Here is a 22295-nt window from a genome sequence, read left to right as displayed (position 1 = left end):
AAAACTTAACTAAATTTTTGGATAGCCAATTCTATCTGAAAGGTAACCTACGCTTGTTACAAAATAATAGCTACGGTTCCAATTCATTAGCGCTTTGTAATTATCATATGCTAAATACATTCTGCCATTAATATCATCTGGCATGACAAGCGCAGCAGTTATATTAACATTCGGTAAGTCGGTGCCATCTGTACGTCTTACACCGAGCTCTTGCCAGTCGGATAAAGAACGCTCTGAATTATTGAAAAACTCGAGCCATTGACTGTGATTTTTTGTGCCTCTCTTTAACACGTAGTTTTCAGAAAAGCCTTCAGGAAGTTTAACTTGCCTTCCCCACGTTAAGTTGTTATTCCAACCAACGCTTTTAAGGTAGTTAGCGATTGAAGCAAAGGCATCTTCTTTTGTTGTCCAAATATCTTTTCGGCCATCTTTATTGTAGTCAACTGCATAGGCATTGAAAGAGGTAGGCATAAACTGGGTTTGTCCCATCGCGCCAGCCCATGAGCCTTTAAACTTGTCTAAGCCGATATGACCATCACGTAAAATATCAAGAGCGGCCCATAGTTGACGTTTGTAAAGGGCTTCGCGTCTGCCATCGAACGCTAAAGTTACTAATGAACTGATAACCGGATAGCCGCCTTGTACTCTGCCAAAACTACTTTCCAGACCCCAAAGCGCAATTATGAAGCGGCCTTGAACACCAAAATCACGTTCAATTTGATCTAACAGTTCTTTGTTTTCTTGATATAGTTTTCTAGCGCGTTTGACTTTCCAATCAGGTACACGTTTTGGCAAATATGTTTCAAGTGTTTCTACGATTTCTGGCTGTGTTTTGTCTGCTTTTATTACTTTCTTTTTAAACTTCGCAGTTGCGAAAGCAGAGTCTATTAAGGATTGTTCGTACCCTTTAGCAACGGCTTCTGATTTTAGTTTTTGAACGTATTTATCAAAGTCCGCTTGCGTCGTTGCACTGACTGACGCTGAAAAACACAGAGATGTAAGTATAACTTTTAAAGTCTTAGTCACTCTTTGCTCCATTTCGTTTTTTAAATTCATCCAGAAGGTTTTCCTCTGGAGGTGGAATCTGCAAGTAAAACCCTTGCTCGGTTAATTTTTCCTTAACCGTGCTTAAATCTGCAACCCCAAGTTTCTCTCTTCTAGCAAGATCAACTAACATTACAAATATTGGGGTGCCAAAAGTGCTCATCAAAGGCTCAGGAACTTTGCTGAAATCGTCTCTTTTTTCAATAAAAAGGTAGGTGTCGGCTTTTTTACTACTTTTGTATACTGCACTTAGCATTATAACCCTATAAATTCTTGCTTATCTTAGAGCAGCACTATACCATGACATATATAATAATTGGAAAGTTTTGCTGCTCTCAAACGTACACAGTACGGGGTCAAAATAAGATTTAATAAAGAGTACGCAGTTATATTTTGAGCGCTTATGTCTACACAATCTTTCGAACTCAAAGGGAACCTCTTCACGCTATCTGTGTTACAGCTTTTAAATGCTGATTTAAGCATTGTAAAAGCGCAGTTGAGTGAAAAAATATCTCAGGCGCCTAAGTTTTTTAAAGGTGCACCTATTGTAATAAATCTGGCCGAAGTTCAAGACGAGCCTTTGGTTCTCTCAGATTTAAAGTCTATCTTAAGTGAGCTATCACTCAACCCAGTTGGTATTTGCAACGGCAACGACGAGCATAATGAGACTGCTAAGTCATTAGGTATGTCTGTTTTGAATTATACAAAAGACGTTGCACCAAGCGTTTCTAGTAATACGAAAACTGAAGTTGTCGAAAAACATGTTTATGTGCCTGCTCAAGTAGTAAACGGAACTGTGAGGTCCGGTCAACAAATATACGCAAAAGACAGGGACTTGATTATTATGGGTGCCGTTAGCCACGGTGCAGAAGTCATAGCTGATGGGAATATTCATATTTACGGAACATTACGGGGCCGTGCAATTGCTGGTGCACAAGGTAATGATTCTGCGAGTATTTACTGTCAAAAATTGGAAGCTGAACTAGTATCAGTTAATGGTAGCTACTGGATCAGCGATTCCCTTCAGGGGGAATTTTGGGGAAATCCTTGTAAGATTACTCAAACAAACGAATCTTTAGAATTAACAGCATTGGTCAAAGGATAAATCTAATGGCAAAAATTATTGTCGTAACTTCCGGTAAAGGTGGTGTAGGAAAAACTACATCGAGTGCAGCAATCGGTACGGGGTTAGCATTAAAAGGCTATAAAACAGCCATCATCGATTTTGATATTGGCCTGAGAAATCTAGATTTAATCATGGGTTGCGAGCGTCGCGTTGTTTATGACTTTGTAAATGTCATCAACGGGGAAGCTAATTTAAACCAAGCATTAATTAAAGATAAAAGGGTTGAAAAACTATTTATTCTTCCTGCATCTCAGACACGTGATAAAGACGCACTTACGCGTGAAGGTGTTGAAAAAGTCTTAAATGAGTTAAAAGAAGACTTTGATTTCATCATTTGTGATTCTCCTGCTGGAATAGAAGCAGGCGCTATGATGGCGTTATATTTTGCCGATGAAGCAATCGTTACTACAAACCCTGAGGTTTCATCTGTAAGAGACTCAGATAGAATTTTAGGTATCTTACAAAGTAAGTCAAAAAGAGCTGAAGAAGGTGCTTCACCGGTTAAAGAGCATTTGTTGCTTACTCGTTATAACCCAGAACGCGTTGCGACTGGTGAAATGTTATCAGTAGAAGATGTACAAGAAATTTTAGCGATTGACCTGCTTGGTGTGATACCTGAATCCAAGTCCGTACTTAACGCTTCTAACTCTGGTCAGCCTGTTATTTTAGACACAGAGTCTGATGCAGGCCAAGCGTACAGTGATGCTATTGACAGATTACTGGGTGAAATTATCGACTTTAGATTTCTAAATGTTGAAAAGAAAGGTCTACTGAAAAGAATTTTCGGAGGTTAACTTGTCTTTACTTGACTATTTCCGTTCAGAAAAAAAGAATAGTGCCTCATTGGCAAAAGAACGTTTACAGATCATCGTTGCTCATGAACGTTCTAAGCGCGGTACGCCTGATTACCTTCCACAGCTTAAGCAAGATATTCTGGAAGTAATCAGTAAGTATGTAAAAGTAGACTCAGATGCAGTAAATGTTCAGTTTGAACAAAACGAAGATGATTTAGCGGTACTTGAGCTAAATGTTACTTTACCTGAAGACGAGCAAAAATAACTAAAAAGCCCATGATATGTGTATCATGGGCTTTTTAATATACTTATGTTTTACATAAGTATATTATTTAATCGCAATCAAATTCAGGCCATTCAACTATATGCGCTTCGAACTCTTCCTCAAGGTCTACTTCAGTCTCTTTTACAACCTTGCTTTTGATGCTAACGTTTAAACCGTGCATTAGCTCTTTCGAACCATTGTTTTTTAACGGATGCCAAGAAGCAAGCCCCCTGCCTTCATGAAGGCGACGATAGCTACATGATTGTGGCATAAAGAAAATGTCTTTAAGATTATCTTTGGTCAATTGTACACAGGTTGGTACGAGTGTTTGCCGCTCGCTGTAACGCGTACACCCTCCAGTTTGAATATCACTGTACTGACAAATTACGTCTGTATAAAGAAGCTCTTCTCCATCTCTTAATACATCTGTACTTTCAAAATGTTCTTCTTCATCATCACTATTGATAAAAGAATGAAGGCAGCACTTACCGCACCCATCACAAATAGATTCCCATTCTTCAATGCTCATGTCCGATAAAGACTTAGCTTCCCAAAACTCTAAACTGCTCATAATTAACGCCCAAAAAACTGAACGAAGGATTCTACTGTATAGTCAGTTATAGCGCAAAGAGTTAAAAACGAGATTTTTAACTCACTCTTTATGTGTTCAATGCCAATTCATGGTTCATCGGCAGTGAGATTTCAATACAGAGGCCGCCAAGCAAGCTATTATGTGATTCTATTTGTCCGTTATGTGACTCTACTATCTTTTTACAAACGGCTAGACCCATTCCTTTACCACCCATTAGTGTACTTCTAGAAATTTCTTCGCGAAATAGCGGTTGGAATAATTGTTGATGGGCTTCATACGATAATGGCATGCCAGAATCTTCAATTCTTATTATCAGGTTATCATTTTCCATATATGTGTTAAGTGAAATTTCGACTCCGTCACCGCCAAATCTCAGTGCGTTTTTAACAACTTCACAGATTGCATTTTCAATGGTTTGTTTATCTAGGGTAACAACTAGCGAACTATCTAATTTGTTTGTAATGGTGAATTTTGATGTTTTAGGATCACCCTCACCAATACATGTTTGAAATACCTCGTTTATGTAGACACGCGCATTAGTTGGTTTTTTGTTTAGCAAAGAGGCAATATCTTTATCATCTGTCACCAGCATGAGTTGGTCTATAAATGTATTTAACTCATCAATTTTACTCATTAGCTTGTTATATGAGTCTTGAACATTGTCGACTATATTGTATTGCAACGATTCAACTTGAATTTTCATTACAGTTAGTGGTGTTCTTAACTCATGTGACAGATCAGTAAATAGCTTTTCTTCTTTTTCTTTAAGTTTTTCTTCTTTGTAGCTAACTTCTCTGTGCTTGGTATTTACAGTTTGGTTTAGCGCATGAACTTGATGTTGCAGTTGATTTAACAGTCTTGATTGCAGAGATTTATGCTGTAAAGCCAATGCTATGGTAAACAGTAGGACTTCGATTAGGTATCCAATTTTGATAAATGATGTGATATCAAAAACATCAATAAAATTACCATAGCTAGCGCCTAAAATAGTAAATATATTTAAAAACAATAAATGGTTAATCAAACTAAATGTAAAGGTACGCATACCTGGTCCTTTTTGCTTGATGCTCCAAGAGCACGTGTAAACAAAGACTGGGATAACTAGCGTACTCAATATAAGGTTGAAATAGACAGTATTTAATAACAGTGCTGTAGGGACTGTGATTGTGTAAAGTGCAATGAATGCTACATAAACCTTGTTTAGCGCTGGGTGGTAATGTTTGAGCTGTAAGAACCCTCTGACAAAGAGTAAATGAAATAGCGGGACTGTGGCCATCAAAAATATCGAAAACTGACCAGAAAATGCATTGTGTGAAGGCCAGAAGTATTGGAAACTGAATCCCGCAGTATCAACGACAATTAAAAAGAACAAAAAGGTCCATGCCGCATAAAAAACATTTGTGCTATTTCTATTAAAAAACAAGTTTACTAACACAATTAATAGAATCGCGGCGACAACACCTGTTAGGCTGGCATTCGTTATTAGGCTTTTGTGGGATTCTTTAAGGTAGTTTTCTGGTGTATGTATTTGTAAATTGGCTGGCGCATTTGCAAATGTCTGATACTCGATAAGAAAGGTGTTCTCGCCAATATCCATATTTAAAGGTATATACATTTGCGGGTCTTGAACTGGACGTTTGCTGAAGGGATCGGACTCATCTAAGTTGAAAAGGTCTTGCCAGCCAGTTGGCAGTTTTTTATACACAGATAATTTTGCTAGGCGAGGAAAGCCAAATGACATTTTCCAGTCTTTAACATTACTTTGATTATCAAGCTTTATGTATGCCCACTTCGAGTAAATGCTAATTTTAGGTTTTTTGTTGATTTCGTTGATAGTTCTAAAGTGATATGAATGACGCTCGAAATCAAAGGCGCTGCGAAATTCACCATCGTAGTCGAAGTAAAACATCGCTACTTTATTTAAAGAGAGAGCCTGAGTGTTTTGTTTTATTGTTGTTGGCTCTATATTTATCAATGGACTAGCAATGATTGGTGTACAAAAAAAACACAGCAGTACCAGTAAAAAACAACGCATTACTTATTCTCTTCATTCTTTTAGTCAAATTTTAGCCTTCAATCATGTAGCAAATATGGAGGCTGAGAATGATTTCTGTTTAACTTAAAGTGCAATGTAAAAGATTGTAACACATTTAATTTTGATAAAAACACAATAAAACAACTAGATAGCTTAATCTAATGGGTATTATGCCTCGTCCGCATTGATTTAGGACATTAATCAGTAATGGTTTCTAGGTACAATTATCACGACTGAAATATTTCTGTCATATTTGTTTGTTTAAATGCGTCCTGAAACAAAAACGTCATCAAAGTGCCATAAAAAATGGCATTGACATAACGAGATAAATCAATGAGTGAATATAGCCAAAAGTCATTACCATCAAAGTTACTAACCTGGGGTGCAATTGCATTTCTTGTTTATTTAGTGCTAGTTGCCGTAGGTACAGTTAGTGGTGGTTTTAAACTTGCTTCCGGTGGTTCTGAAGGTGCGAAAGAGATTTTCGCGTTTGCTACTAACCCATTTGTTGCGCTTTTATTAGGTGCACTTGCTACAGCCTTAGTTCAATCTTCATCTACTGTAACGTCTGTTATAGTTGGTTTAGTTGCCGGTGGTCTTCCTCTGCAAATTGCAATTCCTATGATCATGGGCGCAAATATTGGTACAACCATCACTAATACGCTTGTATCAATCGGACACATTCGCTCTAAAGAAGAATTCCAAAGAGCTTTTGCTGCATCTACAGTACACGATTTCTTTAATTTATTCGCGGTAGCTATTTTCCTACCACTGGAAATCATGTTCGGTCTATTAGAAAAGTTTTCAGCAAGTCTTGCGCACCTATTTGTCGGCGATGCAGATTTATCAATCAAGAGCTATAACTTCATTAAGCCTTTGGTTAAGCCTGCTGTTGGTGTAGTTAAAGATTCAGTTAGCTTCCTTGATGGCAAAGCTGCTGGTATTGCAATGGTCGTAATCGGTATTGCACTTATTTTATTCGCTGTAACAACGCTAGGTAAGTTACTTAAACAAGCACTTGTTGGTAAAGCAAAAGACCTTCTACACGGTGCAATCGGTCGTGGCCCTGTTGCAGGTATCAGCTCAGGTGCAGTTGTAACGGTAATGGTTCAGTCTTCATCTACAACAACAAGTTTAATGATTCCACTAGCTGGTAGCGGCGTATTCACAACACGTCAAATCTACCCATTCACTTTAGGTGCTAATATTGGTACTACTATCACTGCACTTCTTGCTGCAACCTCTATCACAGGCCCAGCAGCTGAAGTAGCGTTAACAGTTGCGCTAGTGCATGTCATGTTCAACGTATTCGCAGTAGGCTTAATCTATGGCCTGCCACTACTTCGCGAAATCCCAATCAAGTGCGCTGAAAAGCTTGCTGAGGTGGGTGCTAGGAACAAGACTGCTGCGTTCGGATATGTACTTGGTTCATTCTTCGTAGTACCTGGTCTTATCATGCTAGCTGTTCGTTAAGCACCAGCATACAAGCACAAGCCTCGGCAACCATGATGGTTGTCGAGGTTTTGTTCATATTAATGCAATAAAATACATTCATACTTTAGCTGTTAATTATTTTCCTGTTGTATCTGATGAGAAATACTAGAACCATCCAATTTGAATTGTACACTCACACTGATCCACTTTTCCCTATCGGTAAAGCTTCAGCAATTGATGAGATTGAGTTTGAAATGCAAGGTGAAGAACTTGTATTAGACTGCTTGCTGCCATCTGATGCTGTATCTGGAAACAAGTTAGTCATTACAGCAACCCATGTCGATGCTAGGTATGTCAACTTTTGTGGAACTGTCTTATTGGATGATTTGGATATTGTTAAAGGTTCTGTTGAACTCGTTTTGACGGGTAGCGGAGATGCTGGTAGTTATATGACTCAACTTAGCTTACTTGGGGAAACGGGAGGAGTGAAAAACGTTGTAGATGCTCAGGTCGAACTCGCTCGCGCAATAGAGAATCACAATTCAGAAGAGCTCCCTTTTAAAAAAGAGCAGCCCTTCTTTAAAACCCTATCCATGCGACTAACTGTGTGGAAAAATGAATTAATGGATGGGTTAGCTTTACAGCGGTAGAGATATTTTACCCATCGTCAATTGCTTGCCGTTTTTGCTTCCAGCATTCGCATTCATAACTGTTTCATTCGCTAGTATTGCAAATAATACAGCTTCCTTAGAATCTGCATTGATCCCGTTCTCATCAAGTTTTAGAACCCTAAAATGCTTACCTAATTTATCTTGAAGTTTTGCAACAATAGCCAAGTTGTGTGCACCACCACCACTCACCAGTACATCAGTAGAATTTGTTATATCTAATTGTTGTATGTGTTTAACAATACAATTTGCTGTGAATTCATTTAAGGTTGCCATGATATCGTGTGGCGATACTTCGGCATTTATCTGAGAAAGCAATTTTTCAAGTAATTCAAGATTGAATAGTTCAGGACCGGTTGTTTTTGGCATGGCTTGCTTGATGAAGCTTAAAGACAATAGCAAGTCGAGTAAGTCACTATTTATGACACCTTTCGATGCGATTTCTCCGTCTTTATCAAAATCGATACCGAAATGTTTTTGTACATACTGGTCCATCAAGGTATTGCCTGGCCCTATATCTGAGCAGATGACGTCATTTACACCATAACCTTTACCAATAAACGTGAAGTTGGCAATGCCGCCAATGTTTAGCAGCAATGTATCTTTTTGATGGTTTGCGAAGAGGTTGTAGTCTCCATATTGTGCAAGTGGTGCACCTTCAAAGCCCGCAGCAATGTGTTTTTGTCTAAAGTCTGATAAGGTAATTATGTTTGTTTCTGCGGCAATATGATCAGCGTCACCTATCTGCAATGTACCATTATTGAAATCAGAAAATGAATGAAAGCTATTTGGGCAATGATAGATTGTTTGTCCATGGCTAGCAATTAAGTCTATATCCTCATTTTTTATGCCCCACTCTGTCAATTTCTGGTTGATAAAATGGCCATGTAACGTCCCTATCCATGGGTTTAATAGTGTAAGATATTTAAGTTCAACAGTTTCTGTTGAAAATACAGGGCGTATTTTATTTTTTATTTCATCACTATATGAAATAGTGGCGAAATGCGTAACTTCACACTTTGTGTCTGCGCCAAAGTTAGATATTTTGCAGACAGCGATATCCAAACCATCTAGAGATGTCCCACTCATTAAGCCTATTATGATTCTTTCATTTTTGGTAGAGAGCTTATAAAGTTTTTCAATATATGGATTCATATTTATTTTTAGATATTATTTGATGTTAGTACAGAAATGACAGGGTACATATTATACCCTAGTTCAATTGTTATATTTACCTTAGACTGTCCTGCTACAGTTGTTTTCCTCGGTAAAGAAGTCAATGTTTGAACATCACCATTTGCAAATAAAACGATTAATTGCTCAGGCTCTAAAATTCTTCTTCCGCTTGATAAATTCTCTATATTAATAAGAACCGCTCTACTCCCATCTTCATTTGACATTGCCAATGACGACCTTACTATAAAATCGCTTTTATTAGGTTTTATCTGCTCTTCTTGATAAAACTGATTTATATCTATCTGAGGTAAATAGCTGTCGACGGTGTAGGGCTTTTCTTTTGCGAATAGAATAGGTGATATGAGTAATAGTGTTGCTAATAATAAAGGTTTCAATGTGGTCTCCTATTTTATTGCCGCGGGTTGTGACGCTAACAAGATGTTTTGAATTTCTGTTTGCAAGCTCTCAATTGCTTTATTTATCGACTCAATTTCTTCTTGTGTAAAATTAATACGACTGAGCATAAAATGAATTGCATTATCATTGACCACATATGAGTGTAACCTTAACTGATCATAACCTAAACGGTTTATATAGTAGTAACCGCTATATTCATCCTCGATCAAAAAGTCAATTCTGCGTTTGTTTACTAATTCCATACGCCGTGATGCGCTTGCTACTTCAGCTAAACGCTGCTGATACCAGGGGATCTGTAAAATCTGTCTAAGCTCTTCACCATAATACGCGCCTGGGTTGGTCACAAACGTATATTCTGCTGCAAATAATTCGGTCAGGCTCTTTACTGGGGGGAGCTCAAGTCTTGTAAACAATCGCATGCGTTCTCGTCGGTATGGTTTAGTAAAGTGTGCATTTTCTGCCCTTTCTCGGTTAAAGCTAGCTGATGGTAAAACATCTATAAAACCTTTATAAAGTTCAACTAACCCTCTTGCTGAACTAGGTAGCCTTAAAAACTGAATACACAGATTTGCTTTTTCAAAAACAAGTTTGGTAATTTCGATGTCGACGCCATTTGGAACATCATCTTTATAGGTTATGTAAGGTGGCCAACTTCCACCAATGCCAACTTTCTTTTCAGATTTACAGTTGGGGGCTGAGTAGGCGAAATTGGATACTAGGATGAGCAGAAAAAAAAGTAATTTCACATGCTATTTCTAAATTGAATTATCTTCTAATTATGATTTATTTACAAAAAAAAACAAAGGCAGTTTATGCCTTTGTTTTATAAGGGCTGGCCTATCCATTGGTCAATTCATAACTAGTCTACAAATATCAGCCCGATGATTAAAAGTGAATTACTTAAAGAGCCTTCCACACTTGGGCACGACCAGGTTCTTCACCTCTTGTCCACCATTTTGCTTCATAAAGTGAACCGTTATGAGTAACTTTGTCACCGCCAACATAGACAGTACCTGCATCCCAAGCTGGTGCACCGGTGTCAACATTTGTAATAGTGACATCGAAAGATGCTGAAGTTGTGTTAGTACCATCCGATACATCAACTGTTACTGTCACAGTTGTATCTTGTGCAACATCACCTGCTGTTAAAGATACTGTTGAACCTTGACCAGAGACTGTAAGGCCTGCAGGTACATTCCAAGTGTACGTTAGTGGGTCATTATTTGGATCCGTTGCTACAGCTGAAACAGTCACAGATTGTGCTTCTTGTACTGTTACATTACTAATTGGCTGAACAACTGGAGCACCCGCTGGCACTTCGGCTTTGACCAAAACTGAGACTGTTTTTTCAGTCGTCGCATTTTGGTCATCAGTCACTGCAATTGTTAGTTGGAAAGTCGTATCAGTTGTTACTGATGGCGCTGTAATTCCAACTGTAGCAGTATTTGCTGAAGTTAGCGTAAGCCCTTGAGCTGACCAAGCATATGTTAAAGCAGCACCTTCAGGGTCTGTTGCATTAACAGTCAAGTTTGAAGATTGGCCAGAGTTCAATGTTAGGTTAGCATCTACGTTTACAACTGGTGCTCTGTTTACTGGCATACCGCCTGTTAAACCATCGTACATTGCATTTAGAATATCACCGTTATCTGCGTCTACTTCCCAAGCGAATAAACCACCTAGATTATGCAAGTTAACGTACTGACCTTTAGCAAGAACTGAGCGAGGGCTATCGTATGTAAGTAGTTTACCACTTGATTTATTCCATACCCAAGCCGCTTCTGCTTGCTCATCATAACCAACAGTAAATCCATTTAGACCATTACCACCCCCTACTAGGTTTCTAGCAATGCCTTTATAATCCATGATGCCGTCTTCCCAGACTCCTTCGCTGGTAGAACCTTTATATTTGCCGTTACCTGGCGCAGTCATTGGATTACCTGGAATAGTTGTATTCGAATCGTATACACCTTCCCAGCCACGTCCGTACATTGCGGCACCAACTACGATTTTTTTAGAGTTTACACCTTGTGCAAGAAGTGCTTTTACTGCGTTATCAAGTGTATAAGCAGGCCCTTTTCTTGGCTCGCCGTTATCATCTAGACCTGTCCCATCACACTCACCTTGACTTAAGTGTGAGCCACAATAAATGCCTGTTTGGTGACCAGTTACGTTATTCCAACCACCGTAGAAATCGTAAGTCATTGCAAATATATAGTCCATGTACTGCTGTGCAACTTGGTAGTCTACATCTTCGATTTTATCGTAACCTGAACCAATCGCAGATGTTAGCTCATATTTGCGGCCGGTTTCAGCTTCCAATTCATCAAGCATAACTCTAAGTTCTTGCATTAATGCGATATATGCTGGGCCATCATTTACCGGATCTCCTAGACCTGGGTTTGGACCATCACCACCTGGGAATTCCCAATCGATGTCAACGCCGTCATAGAATTTCCAAGTTTTTAGGAATTGCTTCATTGAAGCAACAAATGTGTCCCTATTAGCTTTTGTTGTAAAACCATGGAATGGGTCTGATAAAGTCCAGCCACCCACTGAAGGTAAAATTTTCAGGTCAGGATAACGCTGTTTAAGCGCCATTAACTGCGCATAAGTACCACGAATTGGGTCGTTGTTATCAGTGCCCGGTAATGTTTTTTGAACTGCGGCCCAAGGGTCGTGAATAACAACTTCATAATCTTGTGAATCCGCACATGCTTTTTGTAATGCGCGCCAGCTATTGCCATTCTCAATTTCTTTAAGAGATTCGTTCGCACCACAGATTGGAATGAATCCATAAAGTAGGTGAGAAAGGTTGTGTGCTGGAATGTTAGATACGTCGAAGTCACGGCCATATATGCCCCACTCAACAAAGTAAGCACCTGTAACCATACCAGGGATAGTACCATTATTCGCATTATTTGGATCTACATCCATTGTAAGAGGCTGCAAGTGGCCGCCATCTGTATCTGCAATTACAATAGGCTTACCGGCACTTTTAGCACATCCTGTAGCATCACAGATCTCTAGATACAGTGTATGACGTCCGGATTTTGTATAAGGGAAAGTGACTACACCAGTTTTTGTTCCTGGTTCTAACAACCCTTTGTTTACAACTTGATTATCAAAATAAACTTTATAACTGTCAGCACCAGTACCACTCCATGAGTTCCACTTAATGTTCACTGTAACGACATCTTTAGCTTGAACAATCTGTTTGTAAGAGCCATTTCCTTCTAAATTAACGTCTACAAATGAGTACGTTTGTGGTTCCCAACTGATTTGTGGTGCTGAAGGTGCGGCCATTAATCCAGTAGACATTAATGCCAATCCTATTGCTGCAGTTAAATTATTAATCTTCATTACTATCTCAACCTTATTTTACATGTTATATCCAAACCCCAAATAATTTGGAGTGACCTTTACATCTGTTTAAATCTTTTTCCAAACTTGTGTAGTACCAGGCTCTTCGCCTCTATTCCACCATTTTGCTTCGTAATCTGTGCCCTTATGGCTAACTTTATCGCCAGCAACATATGTTTTTGATTTACTCCAAGGCTGTAGTGTACTTACGACATTTTTGACGGTAATTTCGGCTGTTGTGGAAGACGAAAGCTCTCCGTCTGACACATTTACGCTAACCGTGTAATTTGTATCTTGTGTAACGTCAGCGGCGGCTAGATTAATAGTGGCTCCAGCGCCTGTGTAAGTAAGACCGTTAGGTACATTCCATGTATATGTTAGATCCATGGTGTCGGTATCAAATGCATGAACATGCAACTGAACTTCAGTTAACTCGTTCATAATAATTGGGTCAGGTTTGTGTACAGTCGGTGGTGTATTAGGTTGTTTGACCTGTATAGTTAGATTGTATGTGTTTGCTGCATCAGCAACATAAACTTCGTTAGTTAAGAGATTATTTTTATCGAAGCTAATATTGCCAGCGGCATCTTTTACGCCGACTTGTACATCAGTTGCATAATTAGTATTGAGAATTGTAGCTAGTTCTTCTTGCCAGTTAGCTAGGTTTGTAGTTGTGATTTTTAATGATTGCTTAACGAGTTCTTGTCCGGTGCCATTGAATACACGTGCCCAAACAGTATCCCCTGCGTTTGCATCTTGGCCTTGTTTGACAAAAAAGCCTGCAGAATACCAATTAACTGGTTGAGAATCCGATGTAATGTTTATATCCGAGCAATTATAAAAGCCCTCACCTGCAACGTCATTTCGCTGCCATCTGGTATAGAGTATTGCGCGTCCAGTTCTATCTTGAGGGATATTGATGGTCATTTCATAGAATTTTTTACCATCAGGGTCTGTCACAAAGTTGATGTTTCCAACCTCTGAGATTAACTGTAAATCAGCCCAATTTAAAATATCCGTGTTTGTATTGAACGTAGGTTTTGACAAGTAGAATTTCCAAAAACTTGGATTGTGCGGTGTTGTTGCTCTAAAACGTATTGCCAGATCACCATTCGCATTAGGTTTCACATCTGTTGTTTGCCAATCTTTATGTGGTAAGTTCATTCCTCTTTTTTCATTTGAACCAGCGGCACACAATGTTCCATCAGGTATGGCTGCTTCAACTGCGGCTTGATTATTGTAGTCAGCTATAAGTGCGGCAAACTCATGTTCTTGAACAAACTGGACATATCCAGATTCTAAAAAGGCCGCTCTACATGCTAAATTTGGTATGTTTGTACCGTCGTCTGGCCACCAGTAGCCACCTTGAGCTTCACATATTGACTGCCTCGCTTTAGGGAAGTCCATAAAACCATGTGCTGAAGCATTAATTGCGTGTAATGTTAAATACGCCGTACAAACAACTGAAATTGATGTTAAAGCCTTTCTTTTTATAGTGTTCATTTCGCTCACCTTGATGACTACATGCTAATTAAATTTGTTTTAGGTTTGTATATGGGGGAGGAGCCCTCCCCCTTACTTAGTTAAAGTGAACAGACTTTTTGATAATCTGAACTTGTTGATGGTTGCTTGTTACTCCACCATTTAGCTTTGTATACGCCCTTTCCGTCGATGATTAGGTCACCTTGACCGGCATGTGTACCTTTTGGGAAAGTTGGATATACTGGGATTTCAGCAATTGGTGTGCCTTCACAATGTGTGATCGGGCCGCCATTACCATCACCAGGCTTTGCAGCTGGTAGTGTTGGTTGTTCAAACTTGAACGCGTAACGTTTACCGTCTTTTTCTGCTGTGAAGTTCACAGGACCAGTTATAGGCATGTAGTACATGACTTGTGCACCCACTGATTCTCCAGGCGCAAATGATTTTGGCTGGTTACCCCAATCATCGATTAGCGTGATTGAAAATCTGTGGAAGTCACCATCAAAACCGCCAATGTTATTACCAGCAGCATTTGAGTTGTCTACATCTACTGCCATGACTAGTTTTTCTTGCGCATTCCAATTCGATTTAAACACCGGAGACGTTGATACCGGTATATCGAATGAAATCTTCGCACCTGTTAAATCGATATTTGAATTGTTCGTAAAGGTGAAAGTTGGTGCAATTGGGTAGTTATCATCACCAACAGGGAAGTTTTTAGCTTCAAATGTGACATCGACTTGTTCAGTTGGTACTTGGAATGCAACATCACCGCGGTGGATATCATACTGAGCACCTGCTTGTTTGAACTTGTTATAGGCAAGTGTTGTCATACTTGAACCCATGAAGTACTCACCTTTTGCTTGGTCATAATCAAAATCACCAGCGAGTTCCCAGAACATAATGCCGCCTAAGCCTTTGTTGATTACATAATCGACTTTGGTACCCATTGATTGCTCATCTTCAATAGATAAGAATACTTTCTTTTGCGCATTCCATAACCATGGTGCTACGGCAACGCTGTCATAATGACGTGCATATGTGCCCGTTAACTGATCGTCTGGGTCAGTATCAGGTGTTAAACCGTAATCTGATAAATAGCTTGGCATCACGCCATTTTGTAAGTTTTTAGCATGCCAAAGTGGATTTGACCCTGCAGGCATTTCAAGTCCAGCATCATTTTTGTCATGCCACAAATTGTCTATACCAAGTGCGCCATTACCACATTTATTCTTTTCACCAACACCTGTACCAGGTGCACAGTTAGCTTGGTTTGGTAGCGCTGCTTGACCCCATAAACCGTTAGTACCGCCCTGAACATCTTTAAAGCCACGAGTATAGTATGGAATACCAATATTTATACGTCCGGCAGATAATCCACCTTGGAAATATTTAACTGCCCAATCTGTGTTTAGGTAGCCAATACCGCCAAAGTTTTCTTCTGTGTAAACATTCCAGGCAATCAACTCAGAATCCAAGCCGGTATCGTAAAGTGCCGCGTTATGGCCAACGTGTGAATTCCATGCACCATGTAAGTCATATGACATGATGTTTACATAATCTAAATATTTTGTTACCTGGAACGTTTCCATACCACGTAATAGGTAACCAGAAGAAGGAGAAGCGATAGTCAACATGTAGTGAACACCATCCTGCTGACCAGCTTTATCTAATTCTTCACGCAGACGCTTCATTAATACTTGATAAGATGCGTTTAAACCAGCGCGTCTTGCATTTGAAATTGGGAAGTCATCAGGATGACCTGAGTCTTTCATTGAAGAAGGATACTCATAATCAATATCTACACCATCAAAACCGTATTGACGAATAAACTCTACTGAGCTAGCAACAAACGTTTCAATGCCTGCATTGTTTACAGAGCCGTCAGCATTGGTAGTCATTGTGTAAAAACCACCGCTGTTTACACGTGAACCATCAGGACCAAAGAAACCACCAGTTTCTGCCCAACCACCTACGCTAATTAAAGTTTTTACATCTGGATATTGTTTTTTATATTTATTAAGAAGGTTAAAGTGTCCTTTGTACGGCAATGTGGGGTCAAGTTCTGCACCTGCAACACCAGGCCATTCCATATTTGTTGCTGGGTTACCTGCTGCATTTGGATCGCCTATTGATACTTTATTAGCTGCGTCAACGTGTGCGAATGCATAATTAATATGGGTGATTTTGTCCCAAGGAATATCATTGACAAGATAAGATGGTTGACCATTCGCGCCGTTTCTCCAGCTAGTAAAGTAACCAATTACACGACGAGGGTGGTCAGCACCCATAAGTTCTCTGCCGTTAGCGTCATAAATTGTACAGTAAGGCGTATTCACACCAGGGGTTTGGTAAAGCCCATCAGGTTTACAAGCATCTCTATCACCAGGGTTTTGCGCACCTACTTGAAGTTGCGTGCTAACACTCGTACTCGCATTTTCATTGTCTGTCACTGTAAGCGTAAAGTTATATGTACCATCAGCTTCAGCGACCCATGTGTGTTCAGTCGCTGTTCCATTCGTGCTTAATACTTCTGTTCCATTGACAGCGAAACTGAGTTTGCTTAACGAACCATCTGTATCGCTTCCTGAAAGTGAGAATACAACACTGCTGCCAACTACTAACTCGACAGGTTTTGACTTGATATCTAGTGTCGCAACTGGTGCTTCATTTACTGGGGTAGAAGTTTTAACGATTAGTAAATTAGAAAGTACATTTGAAGCTTCATTTTTATCGTCAAATGCTTTTGCGCTAATTTGATATTGACCTGGTTGGCCAGCCGTCCAAGTAGCATCAAATACATCAGCAACGCCTGAGTTGTCGGTAGCAATTAAGTTATTGTCAACATAAAACTCCACTCGGTTGACGCTTCCGTCAACGTCAACAGCTTTTACACTTATGGCAACGCTGTCATTTTGGCTAAACTCAGAACCTTCAAGTGGCTTTAACTGACTGATAACAGGTGGATTATTAACGCCAGTACCACTGCAATCTCCTAGTTTCTTCCACTCCTGACTTGGTCCTGAGTTAAGCACAGGTTCTGAACGAGTCCACCACTTTGCTTCGTACGCTGTATTGTTTTGAACGACTTGGTTGCCACCTACGTAAGTAGAGCCACTTTGCCAATCGGCAATACCTGTGCAGTCATATGCATGCGCATACGTTGTGCTAATTGCAATTGCTATGGAGCTCAACTTGAGTGCATTTATTATATGATTTCTCATTTTCATTTTATCACCAACCTTTACATTAATTGTGATTAACATTTGTTAAATAAAGCTAACATAGAAATTAAACACGTCAATGTTGTGGTGGTTAAAAAATAACCTTTGCCTGTGTGGTTTTAGTACTTATGTATGGTGTTTTTAGACTCGATATGAATAAATTTAATTTTTAGTTACAAAAGTAACGTATGAATCCAATTCATCTCTTTTTTAGGTAAATTTTAATACTATTGCATATATAACAGTTGCTTAATGAAGTTATGTGTCTGAACTAGGTCTAAATGTAAACTTTCGCATAAATAAAATTTATCCGAAAGTTTACGCGCACGTAAACTTATATAAGTTATAATATATATTTATTGGTTATATAAATTAATAATTAAATCTCTTGGAAATTGATTTGGCGCAGTGAAAAATTCAATTTATTTTCTTCATAAAAAATGAAGACATTAGACTTAAGTCTAGTGTATTTGTTAAAAATAACTTTGAAGACAGATGTTTAGTTTAATTTACTAGGGGGATTTTTACTGAAACTGTGGCACCTGCATCAGGATTATTCTCTATTGATACTAATCCTCCGTGGTTGGAGATGATGCCATACACTACCGCAAGACCCATTCCGGTGCCCTTACCAAGCGGCTTTGTAGAATAAAACGGGTCAAATACTCGACTTATTATTGTGGTATCTATGCCTTGACCGTTATCTATAACTTCAAGCACCGCAGTTTGGCCTTCTTGTTTTGCTGTAATAGTTAGTTTCGGAATAAAGGTTGGGTCCGTGATTTTTTTCGAGTTGCAGGACTGAACCGCATTTACCAATATGTTTATTAATGCCTGAATTAAGTTCGATTTGTTACCTTTAATTATTAATTCAGATTCGCAATCAATAGTAACTCTCAGTTGTTTTAGTTTATTTTCTAGTAGTTGAGTTGTCTGGTCAATTAACTCTTGAGCCTCAACTTCAGCGATAGCCTCAATTTTTGGCTTTGCAAAATCTAATAAGTTAGCGACAATTTTACTGATCCGTTCACATCCTTCCTTACAGTCATCAGTAATGTCGTTTACATCCTGAATCAGATCTGAAGTTGAAATGCTGCTTTGGAGCTTTGCAATTTCGTCAGTAAATTCAGAAATATTTATGTCTTTGCTTATTAGTTTTAAACTTAAAATTAGATATTCACCTATGTCATGAGTGTACTCAGACAGTGTGTCGAGGTTACATGTCAAATAAGCTAAAGGGTTGTTGATTTCATGTGCGACGCCGGCTGAAAGCGTTCCTAACGTGGCCATTTTTTCTGATTCAACTACTGCGACTTGTTGCTTTTGAAGAATCTCTATTTTCTTTTCAAGTTCTAAGTTTAATGCATACAATTTACTCGTTTTTTCTTCAAGTAACTCTTCTAGTTCATCGCGAGCCTGTTTCTCGCGCATGTATGCCTTGTAGTAATTCTGCATAGTTATCCATGTGTTATTATTAAAGTACATACAGGATCTGAACGATGTGTGCAGGTTGTATGCTCTATTGCTACAGATTCATTAAAGTGCTCTGCACAACCGTAGATTAATCCTTCCGCACAGAAGCAAAGCTGTCTAGGTGAATTGTATATCAGTTCAATTTTATTTTTATTCAGTATTTTGGCGCTTATTGTTGGTAAGTTTGGCTCTTCATACAATTTTTGTACTTCACTGTGAATTACCTCATCAATTGACATAATTAATTGGTCGAAGCTTTTGAACTCTTTCACAATTGCTGGATGTTTTTTTGCCAAAAATGAAAATAAGTAAGTGCCAAAAGCTTTCAGGGTTTGTTCCATACTTAAATTTAATGCACTAGCAACACTCGTTGCAATAGCTAGAAGCTCTTCATCAGGGTATGATCTTGCACTAATATAAACGCGATTTTCAGGGCAATGATTTTCAAGCAACTGTTCCCATAGATCCATGCCCTTTTGCTCGATAACAAGTTCTTCTAGGCATCTGAATATCAAACCTTTCATAAAAATTCCTCTTCTATGTAAGAGCTAGTTGATGATTGCTGTGAATATAGTTTTAAACTATCAAGTGTTGATTCATTTGAATTGATAATATCCGATACTGGATTTTCATTTTCAGTACCTAAATTAAGCATGATGGCTCTGAAGATGTATGCCAATCCATTATCTGTAATTTCGGATATGAACATTTTCTTATCCGCTAAGATTTGGGCATTTACTCCCCAGATTGTTGCAAAGTGGTCATACAAAGAAATATCAAAACGATTTTTGTAAAGCTCATCCAGATAAATTCTGATTAAATTATTAAAAGCTAAGCCAAGCACAGATTGTAAAAGCCTTTCGCAATCAATAATCTGGAAATTATTTCTCTGCGCAAATACAAAAGCTTTAGCAGCCAACAAATAGTACTTTTCGACTGTTTTATTCAAAGTACAAGCCGATATGGTATATATAAGTTGCTCTACAAGTTGACAGAGAATCTGTACCAATTCAACGCTTGCACGCTGTATTTGAGGTATGAGTGTCTTATCTTTGATTTCTGGTTCTACGATACTGTCTAAGTGTTTTATTAATTGAGCATGTTTACCTTGCCCTGTGGTTTTCTTGTGTTTTTGATAGTTTATTATTTCTATATTCGGTAATGGGATATAAGGCATAAACCCCAGTTGTAACTGCTGATCATGACTAAGGTTTGTTGATTGTGATCTCTCATAAATATCACCTATCAGAGATAAATCATCAATTGTAAAAGGCTTAGCTATCATAAGATTGGCAGGGATATTCTGTGGTCTAGTTCGTAAACTTTCAATGTCTCCAGACATTAATATGCGTGTTGTAAGTGGACTCATTTTCTGTACAATCTTCAATGCCTGTTCTCCGTCTAAAACTGGCATCTGAAAGTCAGTGATAAACAAATCAAACGAATCTGATGCATTAGCGACGTATTGTTCTAATAATGTTGGGTCATTTAACGCGACAATGTTGTCTGCACCAAGTTGTTTTTTAAGTGCTCTAGATAGCGCTCTTAAAATTAACTTATCATCATCAAGTAACAAAACATTTGTCGGTTTTATTTTCATCAAATCCGTGCCTATTTTATTGTTTCTTATTAAAGTTTAGTCTAATTTTAAAATTAATAACAAATGATGTTTTTGAGTTGGAGATATCTTCATATATGAATGACGAAACAATAGTCGTACTATGCCTTGACGATGAGAAAAGTGTTTTGAATTCATTGGGTCGGTTATTGAGACAGAATGGAATTAAAGCAGAGCTATTCCAATCGGGTCATGAAGCACTAGATAGAGTAAGAGAGATTGATTTTGATGTAATTATCTCCGATATGCGTATGCCGAATATGGATGGCGCGGAGTTTTTAACTCATGCTAAAGCTATTTCACCAGATGCAAGAAGAATTCTATTGACAGGCTATTCCGATATCCAAGATACAATTAATGCAATTAATAGCGGTGGTATACATGGATACTTACAAAAGCCATGGAATAATGAACAGCTTGTTCGAGAAATAAATAAAGCTGCTGAACTGACTAAATTAAAAAAGCAAAATGACATTTTACAAAAGCAGGTTCAGGCACAAAATGAAGAGTTAAAAACTCTCAATACAAGTTTAGAAAGTTTAGTTGAAAAAAGAACTTCTCAAATTCGCCAGGTATTAAAGCAGCTTGAAGCCGCAAATGAGAATGAAAAGAAAGAACACAAAAGCACTGTTGAGCTACTTTATAATTTTATAAATGCGAATCCATATCTTGATGCGGACAAAGCAAAAAATATTGCTAAGTTGTGTTTTCAAATTGCCAAAGGTTTATCCCTCAGTAATGAAGTGGCTGATATGGTAAGAATGTCTGGCTATTTGTCTCAAGTAGGTCTTTTAGCAATGGACCCAAGCTTATATTCAAAACCTTTTCACGAGCTTGATAGCGATAAGAAAAAAGTATTTTTAACTCACCCTGCGACCGCACAATTAATGTTAATGCCTGCGCAGCATCTTAGTGATGTGGCCGAATCAATTTATAGCCAGTTTGAGAAATATAATGGCCAAGGGGTGCCAAAGGGAATAAAAGGTAAGGAGATCCCTATAGGTGCTCAAATTCTAGCTGTTTCCAGAGACTATATTGAGCACCTATATCAGAGCCAAAGGCCAATGAGTGAGAGAAAAGAAAATGCACTTGAAATAATTAAGATGTATGGAGGTAGTTTTTATCATCCAAAAGTCGTTGAATCTTTATTGAATGTACTGTCTACTGATCAAGTTGAAACTGATAAAGTTGGTAGTATGAGCATATTAACCGCTCATCAGCTTAAGCCAGGTATGGAATTAGGTTTAGCTATGCATAATGCACAAGGAATTATGCTTCTACCAAAAGGCCACGTTTTTTCACAAAATTCCATATCAAAATTACAACAACTTGAAACTCAGAAACCAAATCCATTTAGAATAATGATTGTTGATAATTAGTTATGTTAAATTAGGTTCTTTTTTAATTATTATCGCGGCCTACCACCAATTATTTATAATAGTCATAATTGGTTATTAGAACCAAAGAACACATCATACATGAGTTTAGAGTAATAATTAGTCATTGCAGTGAGGGTTTTAAAAAAGTCGCCAATACAACGAGTTTTACTAGGTGGTTTTACTAGGTGGTTTTACTAGATGGTTTTAC

General features: G+C 38.4%; 19 protein-coding genes. 6 read left to right on the top strand and 13 right to left on the bottom strand.

The window, feature by feature from the left end; translation table 11 throughout:
* Positions 1 to 9: 9 nt before the first annotated feature.
* On the bottom strand, positions 10 to 1026 hold the full coding sequence (locus tag N477_RS17305; RefSeq protein ID WP_063362902.1) for a lytic murein transglycosylase: 1017 nt from the start codon (positions 1024 to 1026) through the stop codon (positions 10 to 12).
* Positions 1019 to 1300: a YcgL domain-containing protein gene (locus N477_RS17300; RefSeq protein WP_063362893.1), complete on the bottom strand. Its 282-nt coding sequence runs from the start codon at positions 1298 to 1300 to the stop codon at positions 1019 to 1021. The genes N477_RS17305 and N477_RS17300 overlap by 8 nt, the downstream gene beginning before the upstream one ends.
* Positions 1301 to 1447: 147 nt before the next feature.
* Between N477_RS17300 and minC the strand changes: the two genes are divergently transcribed.
* The 3 genes from minC to minE are packed head-to-tail and all read left to right on the top strand — an operon-like array spanning position 1448 to position 3229.
* Positions 1448 to 2149: a septum site-determining protein MinC gene (minC, locus tag N477_RS17295; protein WP_063362892.1), complete on the top strand. Its 702-nt coding sequence runs from the start codon at positions 1448 to 1450 to the stop codon at positions 2147 to 2149.
* Between the two features lie 5 nt (positions 2150 to 2154).
* Entirely contained in the window at positions 2155 to 2964 is an 810-nt protein-coding gene (minD, locus tag N477_RS17290) for a septum site-determining protein MinD (protein ID WP_063362891.1), read from the top strand.
* Position 2965: 1 nt separating this feature from the next.
* Entirely contained in the window at positions 2966 to 3229 is a 264-nt protein-coding gene (minE, locus tag N477_RS17285) for a cell division topological specificity factor MinE (RefSeq protein ID WP_039610476.1), read from the top strand.
* 67 nt (positions 3230 to 3296) lie between these two features.
* Here minE and N477_RS17280 read toward each other — a convergent pair whose 3' ends face one another.
* Positions 3297 to 3800, bottom strand: coding sequence for a YcgN family cysteine cluster protein (locus N477_RS17280; RefSeq protein WP_063362890.1), 504 nt, complete (start codon positions 3798 to 3800; stop codon positions 3297 to 3299).
* 88 nt (positions 3801 to 3888) lie between these two features.
* The gene (locus N477_RS17275) at positions 3889 to 5856 is read right to left on the bottom strand and encodes an ATP-binding protein (RefSeq protein WP_063362889.1); all 1968 of its coding nucleotides are present in this window, start codon (positions 5854 to 5856) and stop codon (positions 3889 to 3891) included.
* A gap of 333 nt (positions 5857 to 6189) precedes the next feature.
* On the opposite strand from N477_RS17275, the gene N477_RS17270 reads away from it, so the two are divergent.
* On the top strand, positions 6190 to 7329 hold the full coding sequence (locus N477_RS17270; protein ID WP_063362888.1) for a Na/Pi symporter: 1140 nt from the start codon (positions 6190 to 6192) through the stop codon (positions 7327 to 7329).
* A gap of 116 nt (positions 7330 to 7445) precedes the next feature.
* Positions 7446 to 7940 carry a hypothetical protein gene (locus tag N477_RS17265; protein ID WP_063362887.1) on the top strand — a complete coding sequence of 165 codons (495 nt, stop codon included), beginning with the start codon at positions 7446 to 7448 and terminating at the stop codon, positions 7938 to 7940.
* Here N477_RS17265 and N477_RS17260 read toward each other — a convergent pair.
* From N477_RS17260 to N477_RS17220, 9 genes are all read right to left on the bottom strand, one after another.
* On the bottom strand, positions 7929 to 9113 hold the full coding sequence (locus tag N477_RS17260; protein WP_063362886.1) for an anhydro-N-acetylmuramic acid kinase: 1185 nt from the start codon (positions 9111 to 9113) through the stop codon (positions 7929 to 7931). The two genes, N477_RS17265 and N477_RS17260, sit on opposite strands and share 12 nt — an antisense overlap.
* Positions 9114 to 9121: 8 nt before the next feature.
* Positions 9122 to 9529, bottom strand: a complete 408-nt coding sequence (locus tag N477_RS17255) for a hypothetical protein (RefSeq protein WP_063362885.1) — start codon at positions 9527 to 9529, stop codon at positions 9122 to 9124.
* Positions 9530 to 9538: 9 nt separating this feature from the next.
* Positions 9539 to 10297, bottom strand: a complete 759-nt coding sequence (locus N477_RS17250) for a substrate-binding periplasmic protein (RefSeq protein WP_063362884.1) — start codon at positions 10295 to 10297, stop codon at positions 9539 to 9541.
* Positions 10298 to 10451: 154 nt separating this feature from the next.
* Positions 10452 to 12911: a glycosyl hydrolase family 18 protein gene (locus N477_RS17245; RefSeq protein WP_063362883.1), complete on the bottom strand. Its 2460-nt coding sequence runs from the start codon at positions 12909 to 12911 to the stop codon at positions 10452 to 10454.
* A gap of 69 nt (positions 12912 to 12980) precedes the next feature.
* Entirely contained in the window at positions 12981 to 14414 is a 1434-nt protein-coding gene (locus tag N477_RS17240) for a lytic polysaccharide monooxygenase (RefSeq protein WP_063362882.1), read from the bottom strand.
* Between the two features lie 80 nt (positions 14415 to 14494).
* Complete coding sequence (locus tag N477_RS17235; protein WP_063362901.1) at positions 14495 to 17617, bottom strand: glycosyl hydrolase family 18 protein; 3123 nt, start codon at positions 17615 to 17617, stop codon at positions 14495 to 14497.
* Positions 17618 to 18121: 504 nt separating this feature from the next.
* Positions 18122 to 19048 carry a sensor histidine kinase gene (locus N477_RS17230; protein WP_196760649.1) on the bottom strand — a complete coding sequence of 309 codons (927 nt, stop codon included), beginning with the start codon at positions 19046 to 19048 and terminating at the stop codon, positions 18122 to 18124.
* 26 nt (positions 19049 to 19074) lie between these two features.
* On the bottom strand, positions 19075 to 19614 hold the full coding sequence (locus N477_RS17225; protein ID WP_063362880.1) for a heme NO-binding domain-containing protein: 540 nt from the start codon (positions 19612 to 19614) through the stop codon (positions 19075 to 19077).
* Positions 19611 to 20690: a response regulator gene (locus N477_RS17220; protein WP_063362879.1), complete on the bottom strand. Its 1080-nt coding sequence runs from the start codon at positions 20688 to 20690 to the stop codon at positions 19611 to 19613. Before N477_RS17220 ends, N477_RS17225 begins: the two co-directional genes overlap by 4 nt.
* Positions 20691 to 20785: 95 nt before the next feature.
* Here N477_RS17220 and N477_RS17215 point away from each other — a divergent pair, with 95 nt between their 5' ends.
* Positions 20786 to 22087: an HD domain-containing phosphohydrolase gene (locus N477_RS17215; protein WP_063362878.1), complete on the top strand. Its 1302-nt coding sequence runs from the start codon at positions 20786 to 20788 to the stop codon at positions 22085 to 22087.
* Positions 22088 to 22295: the final 208 nt, after the last annotated feature.

Origin of the sequence: Pseudoalteromonas luteoviolacea H33-S, from assembly GCF_001625695.1 — a bacterium.
Classification (GTDB): Bacteria; Pseudomonadota; Gammaproteobacteria; order Enterobacterales; family Alteromonadaceae; genus Pseudoalteromonas; species Pseudoalteromonas luteoviolacea_B.
This window is presented reverse-complemented; position numbering and strand designations above follow the sequence as displayed.

Coding starts and splice junctions, on each gene's coding strand:
- N477_RS17230 (WP_196760649.1), bottom strand. CDS start 19,048: ATGCGCGAGAAACAGGCTCGCGATGAACTAGAAGAGTTACTTGAAGAA.
- N477_RS17225 (WP_063362880.1), bottom strand. CDS start 19,614: ATGAAAGGTTTGATATTCAGATGCCTAGAAGAACTTGTTATCGAGCAA.
- minD (WP_063362891.1), top strand. CDS start 2,155: ATGGCAAAAATTATTGTCGTAACTTCCGGTAAAGGTGGTGTAGGAAAA.
- N477_RS17215 (WP_063362878.1), top strand. CDS start 20,786: ATGAATGACGAAACAATAGTCGTACTATGCCTTGACGATGAGAAAAGT.
- N477_RS17260 (WP_063362886.1), bottom strand. CDS start 9,113: ATGAATCCATATATTGAAAAACTTTATAAGCTCTCTACCAAAAATGAA.
- N477_RS17240 (WP_063362882.1), bottom strand. CDS start 14,414: ATGAACACTATAAAAAGAAAGGCTTTAACATCAATTTCAGTTGTTTGT.
- N477_RS17270 (WP_063362888.1), top strand. CDS start 6,190: ATGAGTGAATATAGCCAAAAGTCATTACCATCAAAGTTACTAACCTGG.
- N477_RS17220 (WP_063362879.1), bottom strand. CDS start 20,690: ATGAAAATAAAACCGACAAATGTTTTGTTACTTGATGATGATAAGTTA.
- minC (WP_063362892.1), top strand. CDS start 1,448: ATGTCTACACAATCTTTCGAACTCAAAGGGAACCTCTTCACGCTATCT.
- N477_RS17275 (WP_063362889.1), bottom strand. CDS start 5,856: ATGCGTTGTTTTTTACTGGTACTGCTGTGTTTTTTTTGTACACCAATC.
- N477_RS17245 (WP_063362883.1), bottom strand. CDS start 12,911: ATGAAGATTAATAATTTAACTGCAGCAATAGGATTGGCATTAATGTCT.
- N477_RS17280 (WP_063362890.1), bottom strand. CDS start 3,800: ATGAGCAGTTTAGAGTTTTGGGAAGCTAAGTCTTTATCGGACATGAGC.
- N477_RS17235 (WP_063362901.1), bottom strand. CDS start 17,617: ATGAGAAATCATATAATAAATGCACTCAAGTTGAGCTCCATAGCAATT.
- N477_RS17265 (WP_063362887.1), top strand. CDS start 7,446: ATGAGAAATACTAGAACCATCCAATTTGAATTGTACACTCACACTGAT.
- N477_RS17300 (WP_063362893.1), bottom strand. CDS start 1,300: ATGCTAAGTGCAGTATACAAAAGTAGTAAAAAAGCCGACACCTACCTT.